Source organism: Nonomuraea phyllanthi (assembly GCF_006334985.2).
Classification (GTDB): Bacteria; Actinomycetota; Actinomycetes; order Streptosporangiales; family Streptosporangiaceae; genus Nonomuraea; species Nonomuraea phyllanthi.
Map to the genome: position 1 here is coordinate 412,441 of NZ_VDLX02000001.1, position 21,444 is coordinate 433,884.

Genomic DNA, 21,444 nt, shown 5'->3' on the forward strand with positions numbered 1-21,444 from the left:
AGCCACGAACTAGAGCTCTGACCTGGTGGGCAACCCCTGCCAGTCGCTGACGCTGGTCACCGCGGCGGCGCTCAACAGCGCCCCGCGGTGCAGGCGTTCCTGCGGGATGAGGCCGTCGAGCGCGGCGCTGATGTAGCCGGCCGCGAACGCCTCCCCCGCCCCGGCCGTGTCCACGATGGGCACCTGCCAGCCGGGCACGTCGTACCGCATCCTGTCGGCGCGCACGCTCGCGCCCTTCGCGCCACGGTCCACCACGACCTCGCGCTCCGGCGTGAGGGCGGGCTTGACCAGGTCGAGCTCGTCCTGGCGGAGGAAGAGCAGGTGCGAGGCGCAGGCCAGCTCGCCGAGCACCTCCTCGGCCTCGCGCACCGACGGCCACAGCTCCGGGACGTACTCGACGGAGAAGGAGATCATCACCTCGGCGTTCCTGGCGGCGGTCACGGCGGTCCGCACCGCCTCCAGCGCGTCCCTGCCGATGCCCGCCGTGACGCCGGTGACGTGCAGCATCTTCGAGGCGGCGATCCGGTCGATCGGCACGTTGCCGGGCGCGAGCCGCGAGCCCGCCGAGCCGGCGCGGTACTGCGTCACCCTCAGCTCGCGCCCGACGCGGATCTCCCTGAGCACCAGCCCGGTGCGCAGGCCCTCGGACACGCGCACGTCGGCCACGTCCACGCCCTCGCCCTTGAGCGCGGTGAGCGCCCTGGCGCCCAGCTCGTCGTCGCCCACCTTGCCCAGGTACGCGGACCTGTGCCCCAGCCTGGCCAGCGCGATCGCCAAGGTCAGCTCGGGCCCGCACACGTCGAGCCTGGCCTCGCTCTCGTGCCGGACGCGGCCGCTGGAGACGACCCCCAAGGGCTCGCCGAGCGTGTAGACGTCGGTCATGGGCCAGACTGTAGTGGGTCACATGAAATTTTGCCTCATTCGCGCTGGTTAGCGCCGTGATCAAATATTTTCTCGACTTTTAGCCAACCTTTCTCCCATCGCGGGGCTCAAAGTAGTAAAGGGCCGGCCACCCCCGAGGGCCGGCTTGAGTCAATACGGGGAGAGGAATCAGCACCCTCATGAGAAAGATCGCATTCGGTATCGTCTCCGCCCTTGTGGGCGGGGCCATGTTGGTGTCGGGTGCCGGCGCCGCTTCGGCGTCCACCCAGACGCACACCCAGCTCAGGATTCGCGACATCACGCCCAACCCGGTCGTGGTGAAGGCCGGTGCCGAGACGACCGCGTACTTCGACGTCGGGGCCAGCCGCGACGTCGAGAAGGTCGAGCTCAGCGTGGCTCCGGCCGGCGTGCGCACCCTGCGCGCCAAGAGCGTCAAGGACCTCGAGGGCTGGCGCTTCGCGATCGGCTTCAACGAGAACGACCCGGCCGGCAAGTGGCGGGCCACGGCCGTGGCCTTCGACGAGGACGGCAAGGTCATCGCCAGGGACTCGGCGTACTTCGCGGTCGAGATCCAGAAGAAGTCCGACACCCGGGTCTCGCGCTTCTACGCCAGCCCGTCCAAGGTCCGCAAGGGCAAGTCGATCTACATCTCCGGCCGCCTGCAGGCCAAGGACGACGACCGCTGGAAGGGCGTCCGCGGCGAGCGCGTGAACGTCTACTACCGCGCCAGCGGCCACAGCGCGTGGAAGTGGGTCGACTCCGCCAAGACCAGGTGGGACGGCAAGTTCTACGCCAAGACGCGCGCTTACAAGAGCGGCTGGTTCCGGGCCGTCTACTCCGGTGACGACAACCTCCAGAGCACCAAGAGCCGTTCGGACTACGTGCGGGTCTACAGCCACTGGTGGCGTCACTGATCACTCGATCACCTGAGGCCCGGTCCCCTCGCGGGGGCCGGGCCTCCGGCTTTCCGGTTCCTTTACCGTCGCCCACGTTTAGCGATCACCCATCCCGTGAATGGAGTCTCGCATTGCGTTGATCGACCCCCGAAGGAGCCACCGCATGCCGCTTCCCCTGATCGCCCTCGTCCTGAGCACGGCGAGCACGCTGGGAGCGGCTCCCGCACCGGAGCTGACCGTCCACTACGAGCAACCCGGCTCCCCCCGCGCCGAGCAGGCCATGAAGCTCCTCAAGGAGAGCAGGGCGCTGAAGACGGGCATCAGGCTGCCCGCCCCGATCGAGGTGACCGCGCGCGACTGCGACGCGGCCGAGGCCACGTGGGACCAGGACGAGCGCCGCATCACCATCTGCTACCAGCTGGTCGACAGGGCCCGCCGCACGATGTCCGGCGTCTCCGAGACCGAGGAGGCCGACACCCGCGCCTGGTCCGGCCGCATGGACGCCGCGCTGTCCGTGCTCTTCCACCACCAGCTCGGCCACGCCCTCAGCACGCTCAACGGCCTGCCCGACAGCGACGAGCAGGCCGACCGGTTCGCGGCGCTGACGCTGACGAGCGACGCGCCAGGACGCGTGGTGGGCGCCGCCGAGGCGCGCCACCTGCTCGCCGACCAGTCCGGCCTCGACGCCCTGTCCGGGCCCGAGGAATCCGACACGTTCTCCTGCCTGCTGTACGGCTCCGACCCCGGCAAGTACCGGCGCATCGCCCAGGGCGGCTGGGTCCCGCCCGAGCGGGCGCCCTCGTGCGCCGCCGAGTACGACGGCGTCAAATCCGCCCTCGGCGCCCTCGCCGTGAAAGCCCCTGCATAGCGGGTAGCGTCCCGGGTATGGCCGAGGACCTGCTCAAAGACTTCAATCCGTTCGACATCCTCGACGCCGAGGCGGCCCGGCTCGGCCGGTTCTTCGGCGGGCTCGATGACGCCGGCTGGGCGCGGCCGTCCCGCTGCGAGGGCTGGTCGGTCCGCGACGTGCTGGGCCACCTCGCGGGCGAGGAGCTGTACAACCACGCCTGCCTCGACCACACCGTCCAGGACCTGCTGACCAGGCTGTCCAAGGCCGGCGTGTCGGGGTTCAACGACTTCAACGAGTGGTCGGTACGGCAGCGGCGCGGCATGCCGGTGGCGGACGTGCTGGAGGAGTGGCGGGTCAAGAACGGCGAGACGCGGCGGCGCATGCGGGAGCTCGGCCCCGACGGGCTGCTCGACACGATGGCCGGGCCCTATCCGTGCGGCCTGCAGGCCTTCCACTACGACTCCGAGTACGCCACCCACGCCGACGACGTGGGCGCGCCCGTTCCGGAGTCCGAGGCCGACGACCGGACGCTGTGGCGGGTGGCCGTCGGGCGGTTCGTGCTGCGGGAGCAGGAGTCCAAGATCCAGGTGGAGCAGACGGCCGAGCAGGTCTGGGTGGCCGTGGACGGGGTCAACGGGACGCTGTCGTACCCGGAGTTCGTGGAGGCCACGGTGGGCCGGCTGCCCGCCTCGCACGGGCTCGACCCGCGCATCGCCTCCGCCCTCAGATGCCTCGCCTGAAGCCCCCGAGAGGAGACATCGGTCATGTGGCTGCGTAACCGGGAGGGCACGGAGCCATTGTCGGCGCGCAGCCCGTTGGGCGCCCGGCGCATCCTGTCGCTCGTGGCGCTGCTGCTGGGCATCGCCGCCGCGGCGTTCTTCGCCGTACGCGCGGCGAGCACCGGTGCCGAGGTCTGGCGCTGGGAGGCAGCGATCGCCGCCCTGGTGGCCGTCGTCGCCGCCATCGACCTGATGGTGCTGCGACGACGGCGCAGGGACTCAGGTGGTCACGGCGGCCACCAGTAGCAGCACGATCACCAGGCCGCAGACCGCGAAGATCATCCATACGTGGACGAGCACCCACGTTCGCAGCCTCTCGCCGTACGCCTTCGGAAGGCTCTTGTCGTCGGACTCGATCCTGTTGATCGCCGCGACGCGCTTGGCCAGCTCGGGATCCTCTCGCTCGAGAGCCAGCTCGATCTCAGCGAGAATGCGGCGTTCCTTCCCAGAGAGACTCATCGCCATCACCACTGCTCACACGCCGGGTGACCACCATTTACCCAGGGTCCGGGGAGGCATGCCCACCGCGAACGGACGGCCGCGTGCGCCGCGCTCGGGACGCCCCCGGGGCCGGGCACCGGCTCGCGCCTTTTCCAATGGCGTGTCCGCAGCCGGTCACCGGACCGAAAAACTCATGACGCGACGTTATTCACTTTTCACACCATGTTATTTCTGGGGATGGTGAGGTGATATTTGTCACCGTAATTTCCGGTCGGTGAAGGGGAACGAACATGGAGTGATCGGCGCGCCGGGATCGAAGTCCCACATTTGGATGATCGGCGCACTGTCCATCACGCAGACCGCGGGATACGGCGTGCTCTATTACGCCTTCTCGGTGTTCATCCCGCCGATGTCCCGTGATCTGCACGCCGGGGTCGCGCGACTCACCGGCGCCATCACGCTCGCCGTCCTGGTGTCCGGAGTGGTGGCGCCCCTCATCGGGCGCTGGCTGGACCAGCACGGCGGCCGCGGGCTGATGACGGCGGGGTCGCTGCTGGGCGGCCTCGCCGTGCTGGCGTGGTCGCAGGTCCGCACCGTGGCGCAGTTGTACCTGGTGTGCGGGGTGCTGGGCGTGGCCTCGGCCATGGTGCTGTACGAGGCCGCGTTCGCGGTCATCGTGGCCTGGTTCGACGCCACCCGGCGGGCGCGGGCGCTGCTGGCCGTGACCGTCGTGGCCGGGTTCGCCTCCACCATCTTCCTGCCGCTGACCGGGTTCCTCGTCCACCTGTACGGCTGGCGCCAGGCACTCGTCATCCTCGCCGCCGGATACGCGCTGACCTGCGTGCCGCTGCACGCGCTGGCCGTACGGAACCGGGGCGTCCCGCCGCACGCCGCCCGGCGCGAGATCGTCGGGACGGCACTGCGCGAACGGCCCTTCTGGCTGCTGGCCGCCGCCTTCCTGACCCAGACGGGCGCGGTGGCGGTCATGGGGGTGCTCCTGGTCACGTACCTGATCGCCCTCGGCCACCCGCCCGTCTTCTCGGCCGGGGTCGCGGGGCTGCTCGGGGTGCTGTCCGTCACCGGCCGGCTCGTCACCACCGGCCTGCAGGGGCGTTGGCCGGTCGCTCTTGTCACGGCCGTCATGTTCGGGCTCCAGGGGCTGGCGGCGGTGCTCCTGCCGCTGATGGGCCGCAGCCCGGCGGGCGCCGTCATCGCCGTCGTGCTGTTCGGGCTGGGGTTCGGGGTGGGGACCATCGCCCGGCCCGCCCTGCTGGCCGACCGGTACGGGACCAGGGCGTACGCGTCGCTGAGCGGGGCGCTCGCGCTGCCCATCACGACGGCCAAGGCGGTCGCGCCGCTGCTGGCGGCCGGGGTCGCGCAGTTCGCCGGGTATCCGGCGGTCATGGGAGCGGTGGCGGTGGCGTGCGCGCTCGGCGCCGTGTCGCTGGTGGCGTACGACCGGGACACCCCGCCGCTCGCGTCATAGGACTCCCCGCCCGTCCCGCCGCTTCAGGCAACCGCCTCGGGCAGGCCTGGAGACCCGGCCGTCGCCACACCCGACCCTGAGACCCGGCACCCCCGCAACGCCGCGCCCGAGCCAGGGGTCGGCGCGGTGCGGTGAACGATCGCGATCGGGCAGACTGGTGGGACGCCATCGAGCCGCCGCCAGGAGTCACCCGACTCCATGGCCGGGCGAGCCCGATCGCCCTAGGCGGAACTCACGCACAGCTCGCCCCCGAACACGTAAGGTAGCCACATGGATACCCCCACCGACGTTCTCAACCGCGTGTTCGGCTACGACTCGTTCCGTGAGGGGCAGCAGGAGATCATCGACCACGTCGTGGCCGGCGGCGACGCGCTCGTCCTCATGCCCACCGGCGGCGGCAAGTCGCTCTGCTACCAGATCCCCGCCCTGGTGCGCCGTGGCGTCGGGGTGGTCATCTCACCGTTGATCGCGCTGATGCAGGACCAGGTCGACGCGCTGCGCGCGCTCGGCGTGCGGGCGGGGTTCCTCAACTCGACGCAGGACTTCGACGAGCGGCAGCTGGTCGAGTCGGAGTTCCTGGCGGGCGAGCTCGACCTGCTCTACCTCGCCCCCGAGCGGCTGCGGGTCGACGCGACGCTGCGGCTGCTGGCCAAGGGCGAGATCTCGGTGTTCGCGATCGACGAGGCCCACTGCGTGGCGCAGTGGGGCCACGACTTCCGCCCCGACTACCTCGAGCTGTCCACGTTGCACGAGCGCTGGCCCGACGTGCCGCGCATCGCGCTGACCGCCACGGCGACGCCCGCCACCCACGCGGAGATCACCTCCAGGCTCGGCCTCGACCAGGCCCGTCACTTCGTCGCCAGCTTCGACCGGCCCAACATCCACTATCGCATCACGCCCAAGAGCGAGCCGAAGCGGCAGTTGCTGGCGTTCCTGCGTGATGAGCATCCCGGCGAGGCAGGCATCGTCTACTGCCTGTCGCGTTCCTCGGTCGAGAAGATCGCCGAGTTCCTGGCGGACAACGGCATCGCCGCCGTCCCCTACCACGCGGGCCTCGACGCCCGCACCCGCGCCGCCCACCAGGCCCGTTTTCTGCGGGAGGACGGGCTGGTGGTGGTGGCCACGATCGCGTTCGGGATGGGCATCGACAAACCCGACGTGCGCTTCGTCGCCCACCTCGACCTGCCCAAGTCGGTGGAGGGCTACTACCAGGAGACCGGGCGGGCGGGGCGCGACGGGCTGCCGGCCACGGCGTGGATGGCCTACGGCCTCCAGGACGTCGTCCAGCACCGCCGGATGGCCATGGAGGGCGACGAGGCCCACCGCCGCCGCCAGGTGCTCCATCTCGACGCGATGCTGGCGCTCTGCGAGACGGTGAGCTGCCGCCGCGTGATGCTGCTCGACTACTTCGGCCAGAAGGGCGCCGAGCCGTGCGGAAACTGCGACACCTGCCAGGCGCCGCCGGAGTCGTGGGACGGCACGGTCCCCGCCCAGAAGGTGCTGTCGACCGTGCTGCGGCTGGCCCGGGAGAGGCGGCAGAAGTTCGGGGTGGGGCAGGTGGTCGACATCCTGCTCGGCAAGAAGACGGCCAAGGTGCTGCAGCACGGGCACGAGACGCTGACCGTGTTCGGGGTGGGATCCGACCTGGGCAACGCTGAGTGGCACGGGGTGGTGCGGCAGCTGCTCGCGCAGCGGCTGCTGGCGGTGGAGTCCGACTACGGGGCGCTGGTGCTGACGGACGACAGCGCGGCGGTGCTGCGCGGGCAGCGCGAGGTGCTGCTGCGCCGCGACGCCCTGCGTCCCGTCCGGGCCAAGGTGGCGACCTCCGCGAAGGCCAAGGCTGCGGTGGAGCTGCCCGCCGAGGCCGCCCCGCTCTTCGAACGCCTCCGCGCGTGGCGGGGGGCCACGGCGAAGGAGCAGGGGGTGCCCGCGTACGTCATCTTCCACGACGCGACGCTGCGGGAGATCGCGACCGTCCGGCCGTCCACGCTGGCCGAGCTGGGCACGGTCAACGGGGTGGGCGAGAACAAGCTGGCCAAGTTCGGGGAGCAGGTGCTGGAGGTCCTCGCCGAAGACGCCTGACCCAGCCGTGGCGGATACGGCCTGCTTCGTGACGCCCCACCACGAACGCGTCGCTGCCCCACGCAGGGTTGCGTGACAGCGGTCGTCCAAGGGCGTGTGGCCGCCGCGCAGGGATGCGTGGTGGGCGCAGCAGCACGAAAGGTAAGACAGGGGCCGGCGAGCGTCACTGTTGACGATGACGACGTGGTGGTGGCGACGGCCGCACGAAGAACGGTCGTCGCCACCACGTTGGTCGGCCGGGTCGCGGCGATCAGCTGCGCCACCCCGCTGACGACCGGCCGGACGTGTGTGGGGGCCCGCCACAACGAGCACCTCTGACTTGCCGTACAGGGTGATCGTACGGCGTATGAGCCGGAAATGTGGCCTTGGGCTGTGGGTTATGTCCTTCGGGTTCAGGTTTCCGGGCTGGTCAGGGGCATGCAGGCCAGTTCGGGTCGCGGCCGAGGTAGGCGAGGAGGCGGTCCTGTACGGGCGCATGCGCAGGCACCTTCACGCGCGGGCCGAACCGGTGCGGCCGGTCCTCGGCGGTGACGAACAGATGGGCGAGGTCCAGCAGTTCGTCGGCCAGCAGCGGCGGGACCGGGTGGTGCTCGCCGCACGATCTGGCCACGTCCCAGCCGTGGACGGTGATCTCGATGGCGCCCACCGCCGCCACCATCGGGCTCGTCAGGTGGTGTCCGGCCATCGAGACGAGCCGGGCACCGGTGAGGGTGCCCATCCACAGGCCCAGCACTTCGGTGGCGTCGTCCCTGAGGAGCAGCGCCGGATTGCCACCCGGGAGACCGCCGAACGGTGCGGGGATCGTACGGTCGCAGGCATGGTCCGGGGGGACGTCGGCCGGTGCGGGGATCGTACGGTCGCGGGCACGGTCCCGGGGGACGCCGGCCCGTGCGGGGGTGATGTGGCCGCCGGCGGCGTCGTTCAAGGTCTGGAGCGAGTCCGCCATGTGGTCGAGCAGGCGTTGGACGTTCCAGCCCGCGCAGGGGGTGGGCCGGCAGAGGGTGGCCGGTGTGACGACGCGCAGGCCGCCCAGTGCGTACTCGATCGCGCGCTCCAGCAACGCCACCCCGGCGGCCGGTGCAGATGTCTGCTCCCACATATCGCCTCCTCCCTAATCCAGACCCCGCTTCCCGGGAAAACTCATCGGCGAGCCCGGAGGGCGGGCGCCCACGTGCGGGAGGCTTCGGACATCCTCCACAAGTCGCCGGTGCTCAGGGGGCGACGTCTGGAACCTCCTGCCTGGTTCCGGAGTAGTCAGGACGAGGAGGATCTATGAAACCGTTGATGATGGCGGCGCTGTTGCTGGCCGCCGGGTGCTCGGCCGGGACGCGTGCCGCTGCCGAGCCCGCTCCCCCGCCCTCGCCCTCACCCGTGGTGACGCCCACGTCCCCGGGCTCCGGCATCCCTGTGATCAGCCCGAGCCCGACGGCCACGAAGGAGTCCTGCAACGGGACTTCTGTGCTCCTGAGTGAGGGGTTCCCGGAGGTGCGGGGCACCGGGGAGGACGCGGAGGTGTGGGGGCTGCTGTTCGCCCCCGGCCCGCCGCTGGCCAAGGGCAAGGAGATCAAGATCGTGTGGCGGATCACCGGCGAGGGGCCGCTGAAGGTGAAGGCGACGCTGGCCGACGGCACCTCGGCCAAGCTCGCCTGGGGGCCCGAGGTGCATGGCGGGTCGAGCTGGCACCGGCCCGGCGAGGAGTGGGGCACGGGGTTCGTCTTCCCGAAGCCGGGTTGCTGGAAGGTCGAGCTCACGCGTACGCAGGGCTCGGGGTATGTCTGGCTCTCCGTCAAATAGCCCCGGTCGACGTCACAGAGCGCGGTCGACGAAGGATGTCACGTCGTCGAGGACCTCGTCCTTGTTGGTCTCGTTGAAGACCTCGTGCCTGGCGCCCTCGTAGATCCGCTCGGTCAGGTACGTACCCTTGATCGCCTCGACGCCGGGGCGGCTGCCCCGTAGCGGGACCAGCTCGTCGTCGGCCCCGTGCACCCACAGCGTGGGCAGCGAGCCGAGGGTGCCGCCCTTGGCGATCGTCTCCAGCGTCGTGGCGAACGCCTCCAGTGTGGGCCGCTTGAACGGCCCGTGCCACACCAGCGGGTCGGCGGCGTAGGCGGTGCCCACGGAGAGGTCGCGGGAGAGGGTGGCCGGGTCGATGGGGGTGTCCGGGGGCTCCTCGTACGCCAGGAGCGCCGGGACGATCTCCCATTCGCCGATCACCGGCCCGGACAGCACGAGCGCGGCCAGGCCGTCGCCGTAGCGCTGCGCGTAGCGGGCGGCGATCATGCCGCCCATGGAGTGGCCGATCACCACGACGGGGACGCCGGGGTGGTCGGCCCTGGCGCGTTCCTCGACGGTGTGCACGTCCGTGACCACGTCCTCGAAGTTCTCGACGAGCACCCGGTCGCCGGTCGACTTCCCGTGGCCCATGTGGTCGATGCCGTAGACGGCCGCGCCGTGCCGGACGAGCCGGTCGGCGACGTACTCGTAGCGGCCGATGTGCTCGCCGTACCCGTGGATGAGGAGGGCGAGGTAGCGCGGGCGGTCGTTGGGCCATTCGCGGGCCGTGTTGAGGCCCTTGGTGCCGGTGAAGGTGTGCTCTCGGGACTCGGCCATGGTCAGTGAGGTACGCCGGGCGTCGCCGGGCCGTCCACAGGCCGTGGATCGTCGCTGTGCCCGCCGCCCGCCTTCGGGCCGGGCATGAGGAACTTCGGGGACCGCGGTGGATCGGCTCGGCCGAGCCGCGAACGGCCCCCGAGCGGGTGCGGAAATCGGTGTGCTGCGAGGTCCGAAAACTGCCGACTTCGCGGCGGGCGCTGGTGTTGGACAAGGCATGGACATCTACACCACGATCGACACCCCGCTCGGTGAGCTGCTGCTCGCCGGTGACGGGCAGGCGCTGGCGCGCGTGTCGTTCGACCTCGCCGCGCGGGCGGGCCTGAGGCGGGAGCCGGGCGCGTTCGCCGAGGCCGAGCGCCAGTTCGCCGAGTACTTCGCGGGCGAGCGGATCGCGTTCGACCTGCCGCTCGCCTCCCACGGCACCCCGTTCCAGGAGCGGGTGTGGGAGGAGGTGGCGGCGCTGCCGTACGGGACCACGACGACGTACGGCGCGCTGGCCGCCCGCGTCGGCGCGCCACGGGATCGGATCCGCGCCGTGGGCGCGGCCGTCGGCGCGAACCCGCTGCTCGTCGTCCGCCCCTGCCACCGGGTCGTCGGCGCCGACGGCTCGCTGACCGGGTACGCGGGAGGCGTCGAGCGCAAGCACGAGCTGCTCGCCCTCGAAGGCGTCCGGCAGCCACGGCTCTGGAGCGTGCTGTCATGAGCTGGGCGAAGCTGGCGGAGGAGGTCAACGCGTACGGGTGCGCGCTCACGCCGCCGCTCCTCACCCCCGCGGAGTGCAGGGAGATTTCCGGTCTGTACGGCGAGGCGGGCCTGTTCCGATCGACCGTCGACATGGCGCGACACCGCTTCGGGGCCGGGCAGTACCGGTACTTCGACCACCCGTTCCCGCCGCTGGTGGAGCGGCTGCGGGCGGAGCTCTACCCGCGGCTGCTGCCGATCGCCCGCGACTGGGCGGCCAAGCTGGGCCGTCCGGCGCCGTGGCCGGACGACCTCGGCGAGTGGCTGGACATGTGCCACCGGGCAGGGCAGACGAAGCCGACCCCCATCCTGCTGAGGTACGGGAAGGACGACTGGAACGCCCTGCACCGCGACCTCTACGGCGACCTGGTGTTCCCGTTGCAGGTCGTGATCGGGCTCGACCGGCCGGGCGAGGACTACACCGGCGGCGAGTTCCTGCTGGTGGAGCAGCGGCCACGGGCGCAGTCACGGGGCACGGTGACCATGCTGCCGCAGGGGCAGGGGCTCGTGTTCACGACGCGCGACCGGCCCGTGCGGTCCTCGCGCGGCTGGTCGGCCTCCCCCGTACGGCACGGCGTGAGCACCGTACGGTCGGGGCTGCGGCACACGCTGGGACTCGTCTTCCACGACGCCGGCTGAAAGCGCCGCACGCCGGCCGCGCCCGCTGGAAGCGCCGCACGCCGACGGGAGGCGCCGGACCTTCACGGCGACGGCCGGGCGGGCGTCACTCCTCGGCGAGGGCGTAGTCGAACTCGTCGTCGCTGAGCTTGCGCCGCAGGATCTGCAGCACCCGGTTGGGGTCGTCCTCCACGCCCTGCACGTAGAACGGCTTGCCGTCCCGGCCGAACGTGATAGACGACTCCCCCTCCCACTTGCCCAGCAGGTCGGCCACGGGGGCGAAGTCCTCGTGCGGCTCGAACCCCAGCGTGCGGGCGTGGTCGATGGACCCGAACACGATGTCCTTGGCCAACTCGATCGGCGCGTCCTGCCAGCCCGCGTACTCGCCGAAGAAGTACGGGCGGAAGCGCAGCAGCTCGCGCTCGTCGAGCACCTCGGGGCCGAGGGCGTTCTTCAGCCCGAGGCAGTAGACGTCGGCGAGGTAGCCGCAGACGGTCATCTTGTCCCAGGTGTGCCGCCGCGCGACCAGCACGCACACCGAGCCGCCCGTGCCCGACTCCGGGGCCTCGTCCACCCACCCGCGGGCGGGATCGACGGTGAGCCCCTCGCTCCAGCCGACGTTCACCCAGCAGCCGACCAGCTCGGGCTCGGCAGCGGGGGCCTCGGCGGCGATGGCCCGTACGAGCGGCGCCACCACCGACGGCGCCACCTTCAGCGCCCTGGCGATCTCCTTCGGGGAGCGACCCTGAGCCCTCAGCTCGCGCACCCGGTCCTTCAGTTCCATCCGGGCAGCCTAACCGGGCTGAGTGCGGGCACCGCCGCCGGTGGGCTCAAAATTCGGGGCAGATCCTCGTACCGAAACCGTTCAGGCCGCGGCCTGGAGCACCTCGCGCAGGCGGGCGGCGTATGCCCGGGGATGGCTGGTGTTGCCGTTGTGCCCGCCGGGGAACTCCACCACTTCGGTGCCGAGCAGCTTCGCCAGCTCGGCCGCGCACCGGCGGTCGAAGACGGTGTGCGGCGTGGTGCGCCCGGCCGCGGGCAGGATCGCCGTACGGCATCCGCCGAGGTCCAGGTCGTCACGCGCGACGGCGGCGAAGTCGTGGCGGATGAAGAAGTCGAAGTTCGCCTGCCGCTGGGGTGTCATGGGCTGCGGGGCCAGGCCGGGCTCGGCGTCCCCGGTGATGCCGAGCACCCGCCTGACCTCCCCCAGCACGGCGGGCAGGCCGTCTTCGAGGTAGAGGGCCCGGAGCTGCTCCAGCTCCGCGAGATGCGCGGCGCGTTCGGCCGGGGGCAGCAGCCAGGGCGAGACGGGCTCGTGCGCGATGAGCAGGGCGAGCTGCTCGGGGTGCTCGGTGGCCAGGTGGAGCCCGATGGAGGCGCCCAGGCTCTGGCCCAGCATGATGACGGGCTGGTCGGTGAGGTGGGCGAGGAGCCGGTGCACGTCGTCGGCGTGCCGCCGCACGCTCGCGCCGGGGGCTTGGACGGTGCTGCGGCTGAGCCCGCGCCGGTCGTAGGTGATCACGGTGTACGTGTCCGCCAGCAGATCCACCAGGTCGACGGTACGGCCCGCGTCGCCCTCCCCGCTCTGGGAGATCAGCAGGAGCGGGCCGGTGCCGCGCGTTTCGTAGTAGAGGTCGGCGCCGGGCACGCGCACGATGTCTGCGGTCATGCCGGCCACCCTAATCCATCAAATCTGATGCATCAAGTTTGATGGATTATGCCGGGGATCAACCGCTCGGCCAGCTCCTCCAGGGCCGCCACCGTCTCGCTCACCCGCCCCGGATCGTCCGTGCCGAGAGCGGCCGCCAGCGCGGCGTCGATCGGGGTGTCCCTGACCCTGGTCACCCGCTCGGACACCTCGGGCGCCTCCCGGATGATCGTCCGGCGCCGGTCCGCCGGATCCGTCTCGGCGATCACCGCGCCCGCCGTGCGCAACCGCGCGATCGCCGCCGACACGGCGCTCTGCGGCAGCCCCGTACGGGCGGCGATCTCGCCCACCGTGGTGCCGGGGTGCGCGCGCAGATCGCTGACCACGATGAGGACCGTGCGCACGCTCGTGGAGTGCTCGCCGATGCCCTCGGTCGGCATCGCCTCCTCGCCGATCTTCATCAGCGCCCGGCCCAACAGGAACAGCTCGACCCCATTCACGATCAGCAACTTACCGGCGGGGCTCGGTAGGGTCGTACGTCGTGACGACGGAGTTGGAGCGCCTTACCGTACGCCTGCGGGAGTTCGCCAGGGTCAGGGAGTGGGAGCAGTTCCACACTCCGAAGAACCTGGCGATGGCGCTGGCGGGCGAGGTCGGGGAGCTGGTGGCGGAGTTCCAGTGGCTGACGGCCGAGCAGTCCATGAGCCCCGACCCCGACGCGCTCGCCAGGATGCGCACCGAACTGGCGGACGTGACGCTCTACCTGGTACGGCTGGCGGACGTCCTGGGCGTGGACCTGATGGCGGCGGCCGGGGACAAGCTGGAGGACAACGACCGCCGCTACGCCGCCGACCGATACCGCGGCTCCGCCGAGAAGGCCCCACCCTCGCCGCCCGGCGCGTAAGGAACGGCGATTGCAGGACTCCCGCCCTCTCCGCCCGGCACTTAAAGTCGGTGCATGAGGGTCATTCGCGCCACCAAGGTGCTCACCGGCCGTCCTGGGCAGGAGATCGACGGCGGTGAGATCGCCATCGACGGCTCCGAGATCGTCTCCGTGGGGCCGCGCGGCAGCGCCGGCGAGGACGGCGAGATCCTCGACCTGCCGGGCCACACGGTGCTCCCCGGGCTGATCGACGCGCACGTGCACCTGGGGTTCGACGCCGACGTCGACCCGGTGACGCGGCGCAGCCGGGAGAGCGACCACCACCTGCTGCTACGCATGGCCGAGAACGCCCGCAAGCTGGTCTCGGCGGGCGTCACGACCTGCCGCGACCTCGGCGCGCGCGGCTTCCTCGACGTGGCGCTGCGTGACGCCGTCGAGGAAGGGCTGGCCGTCGGGCCGCACATCGTGGCCGCCACCAGGCCCATCACGATCACCGGCGGCCACTGCTGGTACATGGGCGGCGAGGCCGACGACGAGCCCGCCATCCGGCGCGTCGCCCGGGAGAACCTCCGTGCCGGGGCCGACTGCCTGAAGGTGATGGCCTCCGGCGGGCTGATGACGCCGGGCGCGCCGCCGAGCTGGACCCAGCAGTACACCACGGAGCAGCTCAGGGTGGCCGTCGAGGAGGCCGCCTCGCGCGGCAAGGGCGTCGCGGCGCACGCCCACGCGCACGCGGCCATCCGCAGCGCCGTCGAGGCGGGTGTCGCGACCGTCGAGCACTGCACGTTCCTCACGCCGTCCGGGCACCGCTTCGACCGCGAGCTGGCCGATTTCGTCGCGGCCAGCGGCACGTACGTGTGCCCGACCCTGCACGGCGTGTTCTGGCGGATGAGCAAGGTGCACGGGCAGCAGATGATCGACGACTGGCTGGCCAGCGTGGCGGGGCTGCGGGAGGCCGGGGTGCGGCTCATCGCCGGCACCGACTCCGGGTTCGCCAACGCCGGCGTGGCCAACCCCACCGACGGATACGTCGCGGGGCTGGAGGTGTTCGCGTCCGTGGGCTGTGACAACGCCGAGGTCATCGAGCTGGCCACCGTACGCGCCGCCGACGCCTGCGGGGTGGGCGAGGTGACGGGGAGCCTGGAGCCGGGCAAGCGGGCCGACCTCATCGCGGTCGCCGGCGACCCCCTGGCCCGCCTGTCCGACCTGCGCAACCTCGCGCTGGTCCTGGTCTCCGGCCGCTCGGTCACGCAGACCGGCGTCGACTCGGTGACCGTCTCCGTGGGCTGAAGCAGCCCCGCCGCCCGGGGGCCGAGGCGGTCCGGCTCCCGTAAGGTGCCCGAATGATGGTGATACCGGGTGCTTTCGCACAGAGCACTGTGGACCGTGAGGGCGAGCCGGGGGCGGCGTGGCTGGCCGAGCTGCCCGCGATCGTGGAGGAGCTGCTGGGGCGCTGGGGCTGCGTGCCGGACGGCGAGGTGATGCACGGGGGTGTCGGGATCATCGTCCCGGTACGGCGGCGCGACGGCCTGGCCGCCGCGCTGAAGGTGTCGTTCCCGCATCCCGGCAACGTCCACGAGCCGGACGCGTTCGCGGCGTGGGGCGGGCGCGGGGCCGTACAGCTGTACGAGCGTGACGACGCGCGCTTCGCCATGCTGCTCGAACGGGCGGGGACGGCGACCCTGGCGGAGGTGGAGGACGGCGACGAGGTGCTGGCGCTGGCGGGGCGGATCAGCCGCCGGCTGGCCGTCCCCGCGCCGCCCGGGCTGCCCCGGCTGCGGGACCGGGCCGATGCCTGGGAGGAGGAGTTGCGGAAGGACGCCGCCGAACTGGCGCACGGTCTGCCGCCGTACGTGCTGGACGCCGCCGTGGCGACCGTCCAGGAACTGGGCCGCGCACAGCCGGACACCCTCATCCACGGCGACCTCCACCCCGAGAACATCCTGCGCGCCGACCGCGAGCCGTGGCTGGCCGTCGACCCCAAGGGGTACGCCGGGGACCCGGCCTACGACGGCGGCACGCTGCTCAAGTCGCGCGCCCTGGCACTCCTCGAAGCGGACGACCTTCGCAAGGCGCTCCACCGCGCGCTGGACGTCTTCGCCGAGGCTGCCGGGGTCGATCGCGAGCGCGCCGAGCGCTGGGCCCAGCTCCACGCCGTGCAGGCGGCGTTCTGGGGCCGCCGCCACGGGTTCCGGATGGCCAGGGGCGGTTCGCGGCTGGACTGGCTCACCCAGACCGCGGAACACCTGGCGGAGCTGCTCACCGAACGTACTCGCGCCTGACTTGACGTTATGCAGGTATATACCTGCATAATGGAGGCATGACCCCCGAACCGAGCGCGATGGACCAGGTGTTCAAAGCGCTGGCCGACTCCACGCGGCGGCTCCTGCTCGACCGCCTGCGCGAGCACAACGGCCAGACGTTGCGCGAGCTGTGCGACCGCCTGGGGATGGCGCGCCAGTCGGCGACGCAGCATCTCGACGTCCTCCAGCGCGCCAACCTCGTCACCGTCGTACGGCGCGGGCGGGAGCGGCTGCACTACCTCAATCCGGTGCCGATCCACGAGATCGAGGAGCGCTGGATCTCGGGGTTCGACCGGCCACGTCTGCAGGCGATCAGCGCCATCAGGAACCAGGCAGAGGAGTACGCCATGACCACCACCATGCCGACCTACGTCTATGTCACCTACATCCGCGCGAACGCGGACCAGGTGTGGAAGGCCCTGACCGACGCCGACCTGACGGCGCGCTTCTGGGGCCACGCCAACGTCTCCGACTGGGAGACGGGCGCGTCCTGGGAGCACCGGCGCGTCGACGGGTCAGGCGTCGCCGACGTCATCGGCAAGGTGCTCGCGGTCGAGCCGCCGACGCGCCTGGTCATGACCTTCGAGGACCCGGCCGGCGGCGAGGCGGCGGCCGAGCCGTCGGTCGTCACCTTCCTCGTCGAGCCGCACCAGGACATCGTCCGCCTCACCGTGACCCACGAGAAGCTCGCCGACCAGGAGATGCTCGACGCGATCGCGCAGGGGTGGCCGGCCGTGCTGGCGAACCTCAAGTCGCTGCTGGAGACGGGCGACGTCCTCCCGCAGGCGCCCTGGGACATGGCCCCCGCGAACGCCTGACCCCCTCCAGCGCCCACCACACCCACGGGACCGGTCCGCACCAAGCGCGCGGGCCGGTCCCGCCATGCGCAGCCGGCTTCTCTCATCAGGCGTGGCCACCAGGGCCACGCCGCTACGCGTGGCGGGCCGTGCTGTCGCGGACGATCAGCTCCGTCGCCAGCTCCACGCGCTTGGTGTCGGGCACCTCGCCCCGCCCCATCGCCAGCACCGTGCGCGTCGCCAGGGCCGCCATCTCCTGCAGCGGCTGGCGGACCGTCGTCAACGGCGGCCAGGCCGACTTGGACAGGGGCAGGTCGTCGAAGCCCACCACGCTCAGGTCCTCCGGCACCCGCAGCCCGCGCTGCCGGGCGGCCTCGAAGACGCCGAACGCCATCAGGTCGCTGGCCGCGAAGATGGCCGTCGGCGGCTCGTCGAGGGAGAGGAGGGCATGGCCCTCGTCGTGGCCGGACTCCACCAGGAACGTGCCGCGCCGGATCAGCTCGGGCACGATGGGCGCGCCCGCCGTCTCGAGGGCCGCGCGGTAGCCGTCGACCCTGGCCTGGCTGCAGAGCATGTCCGTCGGGCCGCTGATCATGCCGATCCGCTGGTGGCCGAGCTCCAGCAGGTGGCGGGTGGCGGACAGGCCGCCGTTCCAGTTGGTGGCGCCGACCGAGATGACGCCGGGGGCGGGCTCGCCCTCCGGGTCGACCACGGCGAACGGCAGCGAGCGCGCGCTGAGCTGGGCCTGGATGCCGGTGGACAGATGTGAGGCGACGATCACCACGCCGTCGGTCCGCCGGGCGGCCAGGCGTTCGAGCCAGTCTCGGCCCGGCCCCGCGTGGGTGTGCAGGACGGAGATGACCACGCTGGCCCCCGCCTCGTGGGCCGCGCCCTCGGCGCCGCGCACGATCTCCATGGCCCACGGCGACTCGATCTCGGCGAAGACCAGGTCGACCAGGCCGGACGGGGTGTCGTCCTGGCTGATGCGGCGCTGGTAGCCGTGTTCCTGCAGGAGCCGCTCGACTCGATGGCGGGTCGCCGGGGCGACCTCTGGACGTCCGTTGATGACCTTGGACACCGTCGGGATGGAGACGCCCGCCTCCTCCGCGATCAGTGCGATCGTCACCCGCCGCTTCGCTGACACCTTCGGAAGTGTAGCCGAAAGTTTCGGATTGGGATCGCTCCCACGGCTCGTATTGACGCTTTCCCCGACATTTACCTACCATCCAGACAGCGAAACTATCGGGGGTATTACGAAACTTTCGCCCGGTGTGTCATGCGGTGCCCCATGCGTCACCAATGCGCGGGGGTCCTGCGAGAAGCGCCGAGCCACGCTGAGAAAGGGACCCCTGGATGAAACGCAGTCTCGTGTTGTTCGTGGCCGCGGTGCTCTTAACCGGCTGTGGCGGAGGTGGCGGCGGCGCCTCCGAGGAGGGCGGCGCGCCGTCCAAGGTCACGATCGAGTGGTGGCACCTGTCGACCGCCGAGCCGCTCAAGACGCTGTGGGCTGAGCGGGCCAAGGAGTTCATGGCCCAGAACCCCAACGTCACGATCAAGGCCACGGTTCTGGAGAACGACGCCTACAAGGCCAAGCTCACGACGATCACGCAGTCGGGCAAGGCCCCCGACATCTTCGCGACGTGGGGCGGCGGCGTGCTGCAGCAGCAGATCGACGCGGGGCTGGTCAAGGACATCTCCGCCGACGTCGCCGACGTCCTGCCGACCTTCACGCCCGCGTCGCTGAGCGCGTACCAGTTCGACGGCAAGACGTACGGGCTCCCGACCGACATCGGCCTGGTGGGCTTCTGGTACAACAAGAAGCTCTTCGAGAAGGCCGGCATCACGGAGCCGCCCGCCACGTGGTCGGCGTACCTGGAGGACGTCAAGAAGCTCAAGGCGGCGGGCATCACGCCGATCGCCCTGGCCGGCAAGGAGAAGTGGCCGGGCCACTACTACTGGGCCTACCTCGCGCTGCGCATCGCGGGCCTGGAGGGGCTCAAGCAGGCGGCCACCGACCACGACTTCACCAAGCCCGACTTCCTGGCCGCGAGCCAGCAGGTCAAGGCGCTGGCGGACCTGCAGCCGTTCCAGAAGGGCTTCCTGGGCGCGGCGTACTCGACCCCGGACGGCCAGGCGGCCACCGTGTCGAACGGCAAGGCCGCGATGGAGCTGATGGGCCAGTGGGCGCCCGCCACGCAGAAGGACGCGGGCAAGGGGCTCGGCGACGACCTGGGCTTCTTCCCCTTCCCCGCGGTCGAGGGCGGCAAGGGCTCGGCCAGTGACGCGTTCGGCGGTGGCGGCGGACTGGCCGTCGGCGCGGACGCCCCGCCGGAGGCCCTGCAGTTCGTGAAGTACATGACCGCGATGGAGAACCACTCCAAGGCCGTGGTCGCCGGCGGCGTGCTGCCGGTGCTCAAGGGCGAGGAGACCTCGGTCAAGGACCCCAACCTCAAGCAGGTGGCGAGCCTGCTGGCCGAGGCCAGTGGATACCAGCTCTACCTCGACCAGGCGTATCCGCCGGCCGTCGGAGCGCAGGTCAACGACAGCGTGGCCGAGCTCATCGCCGGGACGAAGACGCCTGAGCAGGTGGGCCAGGCCATCACCGAAGTGGCCAAGAGCGAAGGATGACGACACTCACCAGAGGGCCGGAAGCGGTCAGGCTTCCGGCCCCCTCCCCTGCCACCAGGCCGCGCGGCCGATGGGTGACCATCGCGCTGTTCCTGCTGCCCGCCCTGGTGCTCTTCGTGCTCCTCGTCGTCGCGCCCATCCTGGTGGCGTTCTACGCCAGCGCGTTCAAGTGGAACGGGTTCGGCGGCCTGCCGACCGACTTCATCGGGCTCGACAACTTCACCCGGCTTTTCGGCACCGAAATTTTCGGTCAGGACCTGTGGCACCTGGCCGTCCTCGTGCTGCTGTCGGTCGTGATCCAGCTGCCGTTCTCGCTGGCCATCGCGATGCTGCTGAACCAGCGGATCCGCGGGCGGGCGCTCTACCGGGTGGTGTTCTTCGCGCCGTACGTGCTGTCCGAGGTCATCACCGGCGTGCTGTTCTCGCTGATCCTCTCGCCGCAGTCCGGCATGGCGAACCAGATCCTGTCCGTGTTCGGGCTGGATTCGGAGTGGCTGGCGAACCCCGACACCGTGATGCCGTCGCTCTTTCTCGTCATGACATGGAAATATTTCGGCTTCCACATGATGATCTATCTGGCCGGGCGGCAGAACATCCCCAACGAACTGGTCGAAGCCGCCCAGATCGACGGCGCGACGAGCTGGAAGACGTTCCGGCACATCACGCTGCCGCTGCTCGGGCCGACGATCAGGATCAGCGTCTTCCTGTCCGTCATCTACACCATCCAGCTCTTCGACCTGGTCTGGATCCTCACCCAGGGCGGCCCGTCGCACTCCTCCGAGACGATGGCCGTGACCATGATGGACTGGGGCTTCAAGCGCTCCCAGGTGGGCTACGCCAGCGCGATCAGCGTCGTGATGTTCCTGCTCAGCCTCGTCTTCGCCCTCGTGTACCAGCGCTTCGTGATGCGCCGCGACCTGGAGGGCGCGACCACGTCGATGGGAGAACGCCGATGATCCACCGCAGGAGGCGCACGCCGCGGAGCAGCACGCTGCCCCTGCACGCGATCGCGTGGGTCGTCGGCGCGTTCGTCCTCATCCCCGTGGTCTACGCCCTGATCGGCGGCTTCAAGACCACCAGCGAGCTGTCCGGCAACCCGTTCGGGCTGCCCCGGACGTGGGAGACGGACAACTACACCGACGTGCTGGGCTCGGGCACGTTCTGGTTGCAGCTGTGGAACAGCACGTTCATCGCGGTCGTGACGACCGTGCTGACCGTCGGGGTGTCGGCGCTGGCGGGGTTCGTCTTCGCCAGGTTCGCCTTCCGCGGCAGGGAGCTGTTCTTCACGATGTTCACCGCCGGGCTGATGTTCCCGTTCGCGGTGGCCATTCTGCCGATCTTCGTGCTGCTGCGCACGTTCGGCCTGCTGGACAACCCGCTCGGCGTGATCCTCACGCAGGCCGCCTTCGGCCTGCCGCTGACGATCATCATCCTGCGCGGCTTCTTCCGCAGCATCCCCGGCGAGGTGGAGGAGGCGGCCATCATCGACGGCTGCGGCCCGTTCGGGTTCTTCTGGCGGATCCTGCTGCCGATGGCCAGGCCCGCCATCGCCACCGTCTCGGTGCTGGCCATCGTGGGCAGCTGGAACAACTTCATGCTGCCCCTCGTGGTCTTCAGCGAGGAGTCGAGCTGGACGCTGCCGCTGGGCATCCAGCAGTTCCAGGGCCAGTACGCCTCCGACACCGCCCGCATCCTGGCCTATCTCGTCCTGGCCATGGTGCCCGCGCTCGGGTTCTACGCCATTGCGGAACGTCACCTGGTCGGTGGTCTCACCGCGGGTGCGACGAAGGGATGACC

Annotated in this window: 25 protein-coding genes; 17 read left to right on the top strand and 8 right to left on the bottom strand. The window is 70.9% G+C overall.

The window, feature by feature from the left end:
• Positions 1-9: 9 nt before the first annotated feature.
• Entirely contained in the window at positions 10-882 is an 873-nt protein-coding gene (locus FH608_RS01910) for a sugar kinase (protein WP_139628024.1), read from the bottom strand.
• A 179-nt stretch (positions 883-1,061) separates the two neighbouring features.
• Between FH608_RS01910 and FH608_RS01915 the strand changes: the two genes are divergently transcribed.
• The 4 genes from FH608_RS01915 (at position 1,062) to FH608_RS01930 (ending at position 3,653) form a co-directional block, all read left to right on the top strand.
• Complete coding sequence (locus FH608_RS01915; RefSeq protein ID WP_139628025.1) at positions 1,062-1,796, top strand: hypothetical protein; 735 nt, start codon at positions 1,062-1,064, stop codon at positions 1,794-1,796.
• Between the two features lie 145 nt (positions 1,797-1,941).
• A complete protein-coding gene (locus tag FH608_RS01920; RefSeq protein ID WP_193318187.1) occupies positions 1,942-2,646 on the top strand; it encodes a DUF4344 domain-containing metallopeptidase in 705 nt (234 codons plus the stop codon).
• Positions 2,647-2,663: 17 nt separating this feature from the next.
• A complete protein-coding gene (locus FH608_RS01925) occupies positions 2,664-3,368 on the top strand; it encodes a maleylpyruvate isomerase family mycothiol-dependent enzyme (protein ID WP_139628027.1) in 705 nt (234 codons plus the stop codon).
• 24 nt (positions 3,369-3,392) lie between these two features.
• Positions 3,393-3,653, top strand: coding sequence for a DUF6343 family protein (locus tag FH608_RS01930; RefSeq protein ID WP_139628028.1), 261 nt, complete (start codon positions 3,393-3,395; stop codon positions 3,651-3,653).
• On the opposite strand, the gene FH608_RS01935 is transcribed toward FH608_RS01930, so the two are convergent.
• Positions 3,627-3,866 carry a DUF3040 domain-containing protein gene (locus FH608_RS01935; protein ID WP_139628029.1) on the bottom strand — a complete coding sequence of 80 codons (240 nt, stop codon included), beginning with the start codon at positions 3,864-3,866 and terminating at the stop codon, positions 3,627-3,629. The genes FH608_RS01930 and FH608_RS01935 overlap by 27 nt on opposite strands.
• Positions 3,867-4,179: 313 nt before the next feature.
• Between FH608_RS01935 and FH608_RS01940 the strand changes: the two genes are divergently transcribed.
• From FH608_RS01940 to FH608_RS53705, 3 genes are all read left to right on the top strand, one after another.
• On the top strand, positions 4,180-5,334 hold the full coding sequence (locus FH608_RS01940) for an MFS transporter (protein ID WP_139628030.1): 1,155 nt from the start codon (positions 4,180-4,182) through the stop codon (positions 5,332-5,334).
• A 270-nt stretch (positions 5,335-5,604) separates the two neighbouring features.
• Positions 5,605-7,416, top strand: coding sequence for a DNA helicase RecQ (gene recQ / locus FH608_RS01945; protein ID WP_139628031.1), 1,812 nt, complete (start codon positions 5,605-5,607; stop codon positions 7,414-7,416).
• A 183-nt stretch (positions 7,417-7,599) separates the two neighbouring features.
• Positions 7,600-7,734 carry a hypothetical protein gene (locus FH608_RS53705; RefSeq protein WP_263008735.1) on the top strand — a complete coding sequence of 45 codons (135 nt, stop codon included), beginning with the start codon at positions 7,600-7,602 and terminating at the stop codon, positions 7,732-7,734.
• Between the two features lie 91 nt (positions 7,735-7,825).
• Here FH608_RS53705 and FH608_RS01950 read toward each other — a convergent pair whose 3' ends face one another.
• Positions 7,826-8,515 carry a maleylpyruvate isomerase N-terminal domain-containing protein gene (locus FH608_RS01950; RefSeq protein ID WP_139628032.1) on the bottom strand — a complete coding sequence of 230 codons (690 nt, stop codon included), beginning with the start codon at positions 8,513-8,515 and terminating at the stop codon, positions 7,826-7,828.
• A gap of 173 nt (positions 8,516-8,688) precedes the next feature.
• On the opposite strand from FH608_RS01950, the gene FH608_RS01955 reads away from it, so the two are divergent.
• Positions 8,689-9,210, top strand: coding sequence for a hypothetical protein (locus FH608_RS01955; protein WP_139628033.1), 522 nt, complete (start codon positions 8,689-8,691; stop codon positions 9,208-9,210).
• A gap of 12 nt (positions 9,211-9,222) precedes the next feature.
• Here the strand turns inward: FH608_RS01955 and FH608_RS01960 are convergent, their stop codons facing one another.
• Positions 9,223-10,026: an alpha/beta hydrolase gene (locus FH608_RS01960; RefSeq protein WP_139628034.1), complete on the bottom strand. Its 804-nt coding sequence runs from the start codon at positions 10,024-10,026 to the stop codon at positions 9,223-9,225.
• A 217-nt stretch (positions 10,027-10,243) separates the two neighbouring features.
• Here FH608_RS01960 and FH608_RS01965 point away from each other — a divergent pair, with 217 nt between their 5' ends.
• Together FH608_RS01965 and FH608_RS01970 are read left to right on the top strand one after the other, a co-directional pair.
• Entirely contained in the window at positions 10,244-10,732 is a 489-nt protein-coding gene (locus FH608_RS01965; RefSeq protein WP_139628035.1) for a methylated-DNA--[protein]-cysteine S-methyltransferase, read from the top strand.
• Positions 10,729-11,409 carry a 2OG-Fe(II) oxygenase gene (locus tag FH608_RS01970; protein ID WP_139628036.1) on the top strand — a complete coding sequence of 227 codons (681 nt, stop codon included), beginning with the start codon at positions 10,729-10,731 and terminating at the stop codon, positions 11,407-11,409. The genes FH608_RS01965 and FH608_RS01970 overlap by 4 nt, the downstream gene beginning before the upstream one ends.
• 85 nt (positions 11,410-11,494) lie before the next feature.
• Here FH608_RS01970 and FH608_RS01975 read toward each other — a convergent pair whose 3' ends face one another.
• From FH608_RS01975 to FH608_RS01985, 3 genes are all read right to left on the bottom strand, one after another.
• A complete protein-coding gene (locus tag FH608_RS01975; protein WP_226898866.1) occupies positions 11,495-12,172 on the bottom strand; it encodes a helix-turn-helix domain-containing protein in 678 nt (225 codons plus the stop codon).
• 81 nt (positions 12,173-12,253) lie between these two features.
• A complete protein-coding gene (locus FH608_RS01980; protein ID WP_139628037.1) occupies positions 12,254-13,057 on the bottom strand; it encodes an alpha/beta fold hydrolase in 804 nt (267 codons plus the stop codon).
• Positions 13,058-13,089: 32 nt separating this feature from the next.
• On the bottom strand, positions 13,090-13,536 hold the full coding sequence (locus tag FH608_RS01985) for a MarR family winged helix-turn-helix transcriptional regulator (protein ID WP_226898867.1): 447 nt from the start codon (positions 13,534-13,536) through the stop codon (positions 13,090-13,092).
• Between the two features lie 41 nt (positions 13,537-13,577).
• Between FH608_RS01985 and FH608_RS01990 the strand changes: the two genes are divergently transcribed.
• The 4 genes from FH608_RS01990 to FH608_RS02005 are packed head-to-tail and all read left to right on the top strand — an operon-like array spanning position 13,578 to position 17,040.
• The gene (locus FH608_RS01990) at positions 13,578-13,940 is read left to right on the top strand and encodes a nucleotide pyrophosphohydrolase (RefSeq protein WP_139628038.1); all 363 of its coding nucleotides are present in this window, start codon (positions 13,578-13,580) and stop codon (positions 13,938-13,940) included.
• Positions 13,941-13,994: 54 nt separating this feature from the next.
• Positions 13,995-15,209 carry an amidohydrolase family protein gene (locus FH608_RS01995; protein WP_139628039.1) on the top strand — a complete coding sequence of 405 codons (1,215 nt, stop codon included), beginning with the start codon at positions 13,995-13,997 and terminating at the stop codon, positions 15,207-15,209.
• Positions 15,210-15,262: 53 nt separating this feature from the next.
• Positions 15,263-16,201, top strand: a complete 939-nt coding sequence (locus FH608_RS02000; RefSeq protein WP_139628040.1) for an aminoglycoside phosphotransferase family protein — start codon at positions 15,263-15,265, stop codon at positions 16,199-16,201.
• A gap of 38 nt (positions 16,202-16,239) precedes the next feature.
• Positions 16,240-17,040: an ArsR/SmtB family transcription factor gene (locus FH608_RS02005; protein WP_226898868.1), complete on the top strand. Its 801-nt coding sequence runs from the start codon at positions 16,240-16,242 to the stop codon at positions 17,038-17,040.
• Positions 17,041-17,152: 112 nt separating this feature from the next.
• Here the strand turns inward: FH608_RS02005 and FH608_RS02010 are convergent, their stop codons facing one another.
• On the bottom strand, positions 17,153-18,163 hold the full coding sequence (locus FH608_RS02010; protein ID WP_139628041.1) for a LacI family DNA-binding transcriptional regulator: 1,011 nt from the start codon (positions 18,161-18,163) through the stop codon (positions 17,153-17,155).
• Between the two features lie 209 nt (positions 18,164-18,372).
• Between FH608_RS02010 and FH608_RS02015 the strand changes: the two genes are divergently transcribed.
• Genes FH608_RS02015 through FH608_RS02025 form a run of 3 tightly spaced genes read left to right on the top strand, consistent with a single transcriptional unit; the run spans position 18,373 to position 21,442 of the window.
• Complete coding sequence (locus FH608_RS02015; protein WP_139628042.1) at positions 18,373-19,647, top strand: extracellular solute-binding protein; 1,275 nt, start codon at positions 18,373-18,375, stop codon at positions 19,645-19,647.
• Entirely contained in the window at positions 19,644-20,603 is a 960-nt protein-coding gene (locus FH608_RS02020; protein ID WP_139628043.1) for a carbohydrate ABC transporter permease, read from the top strand. The genes FH608_RS02015 and FH608_RS02020 overlap by 4 nt, the downstream gene beginning before the upstream one ends.
• Positions 20,600-21,442, top strand: a complete 843-nt coding sequence (locus FH608_RS02025) for a carbohydrate ABC transporter permease (RefSeq protein ID WP_139628044.1) — start codon at positions 20,600-20,602, stop codon at positions 21,440-21,442. Before FH608_RS02020 ends, FH608_RS02025 begins: the two co-directional genes overlap by 4 nt.
• Positions 21,443-21,444: the final 2 nt, after the last annotated feature.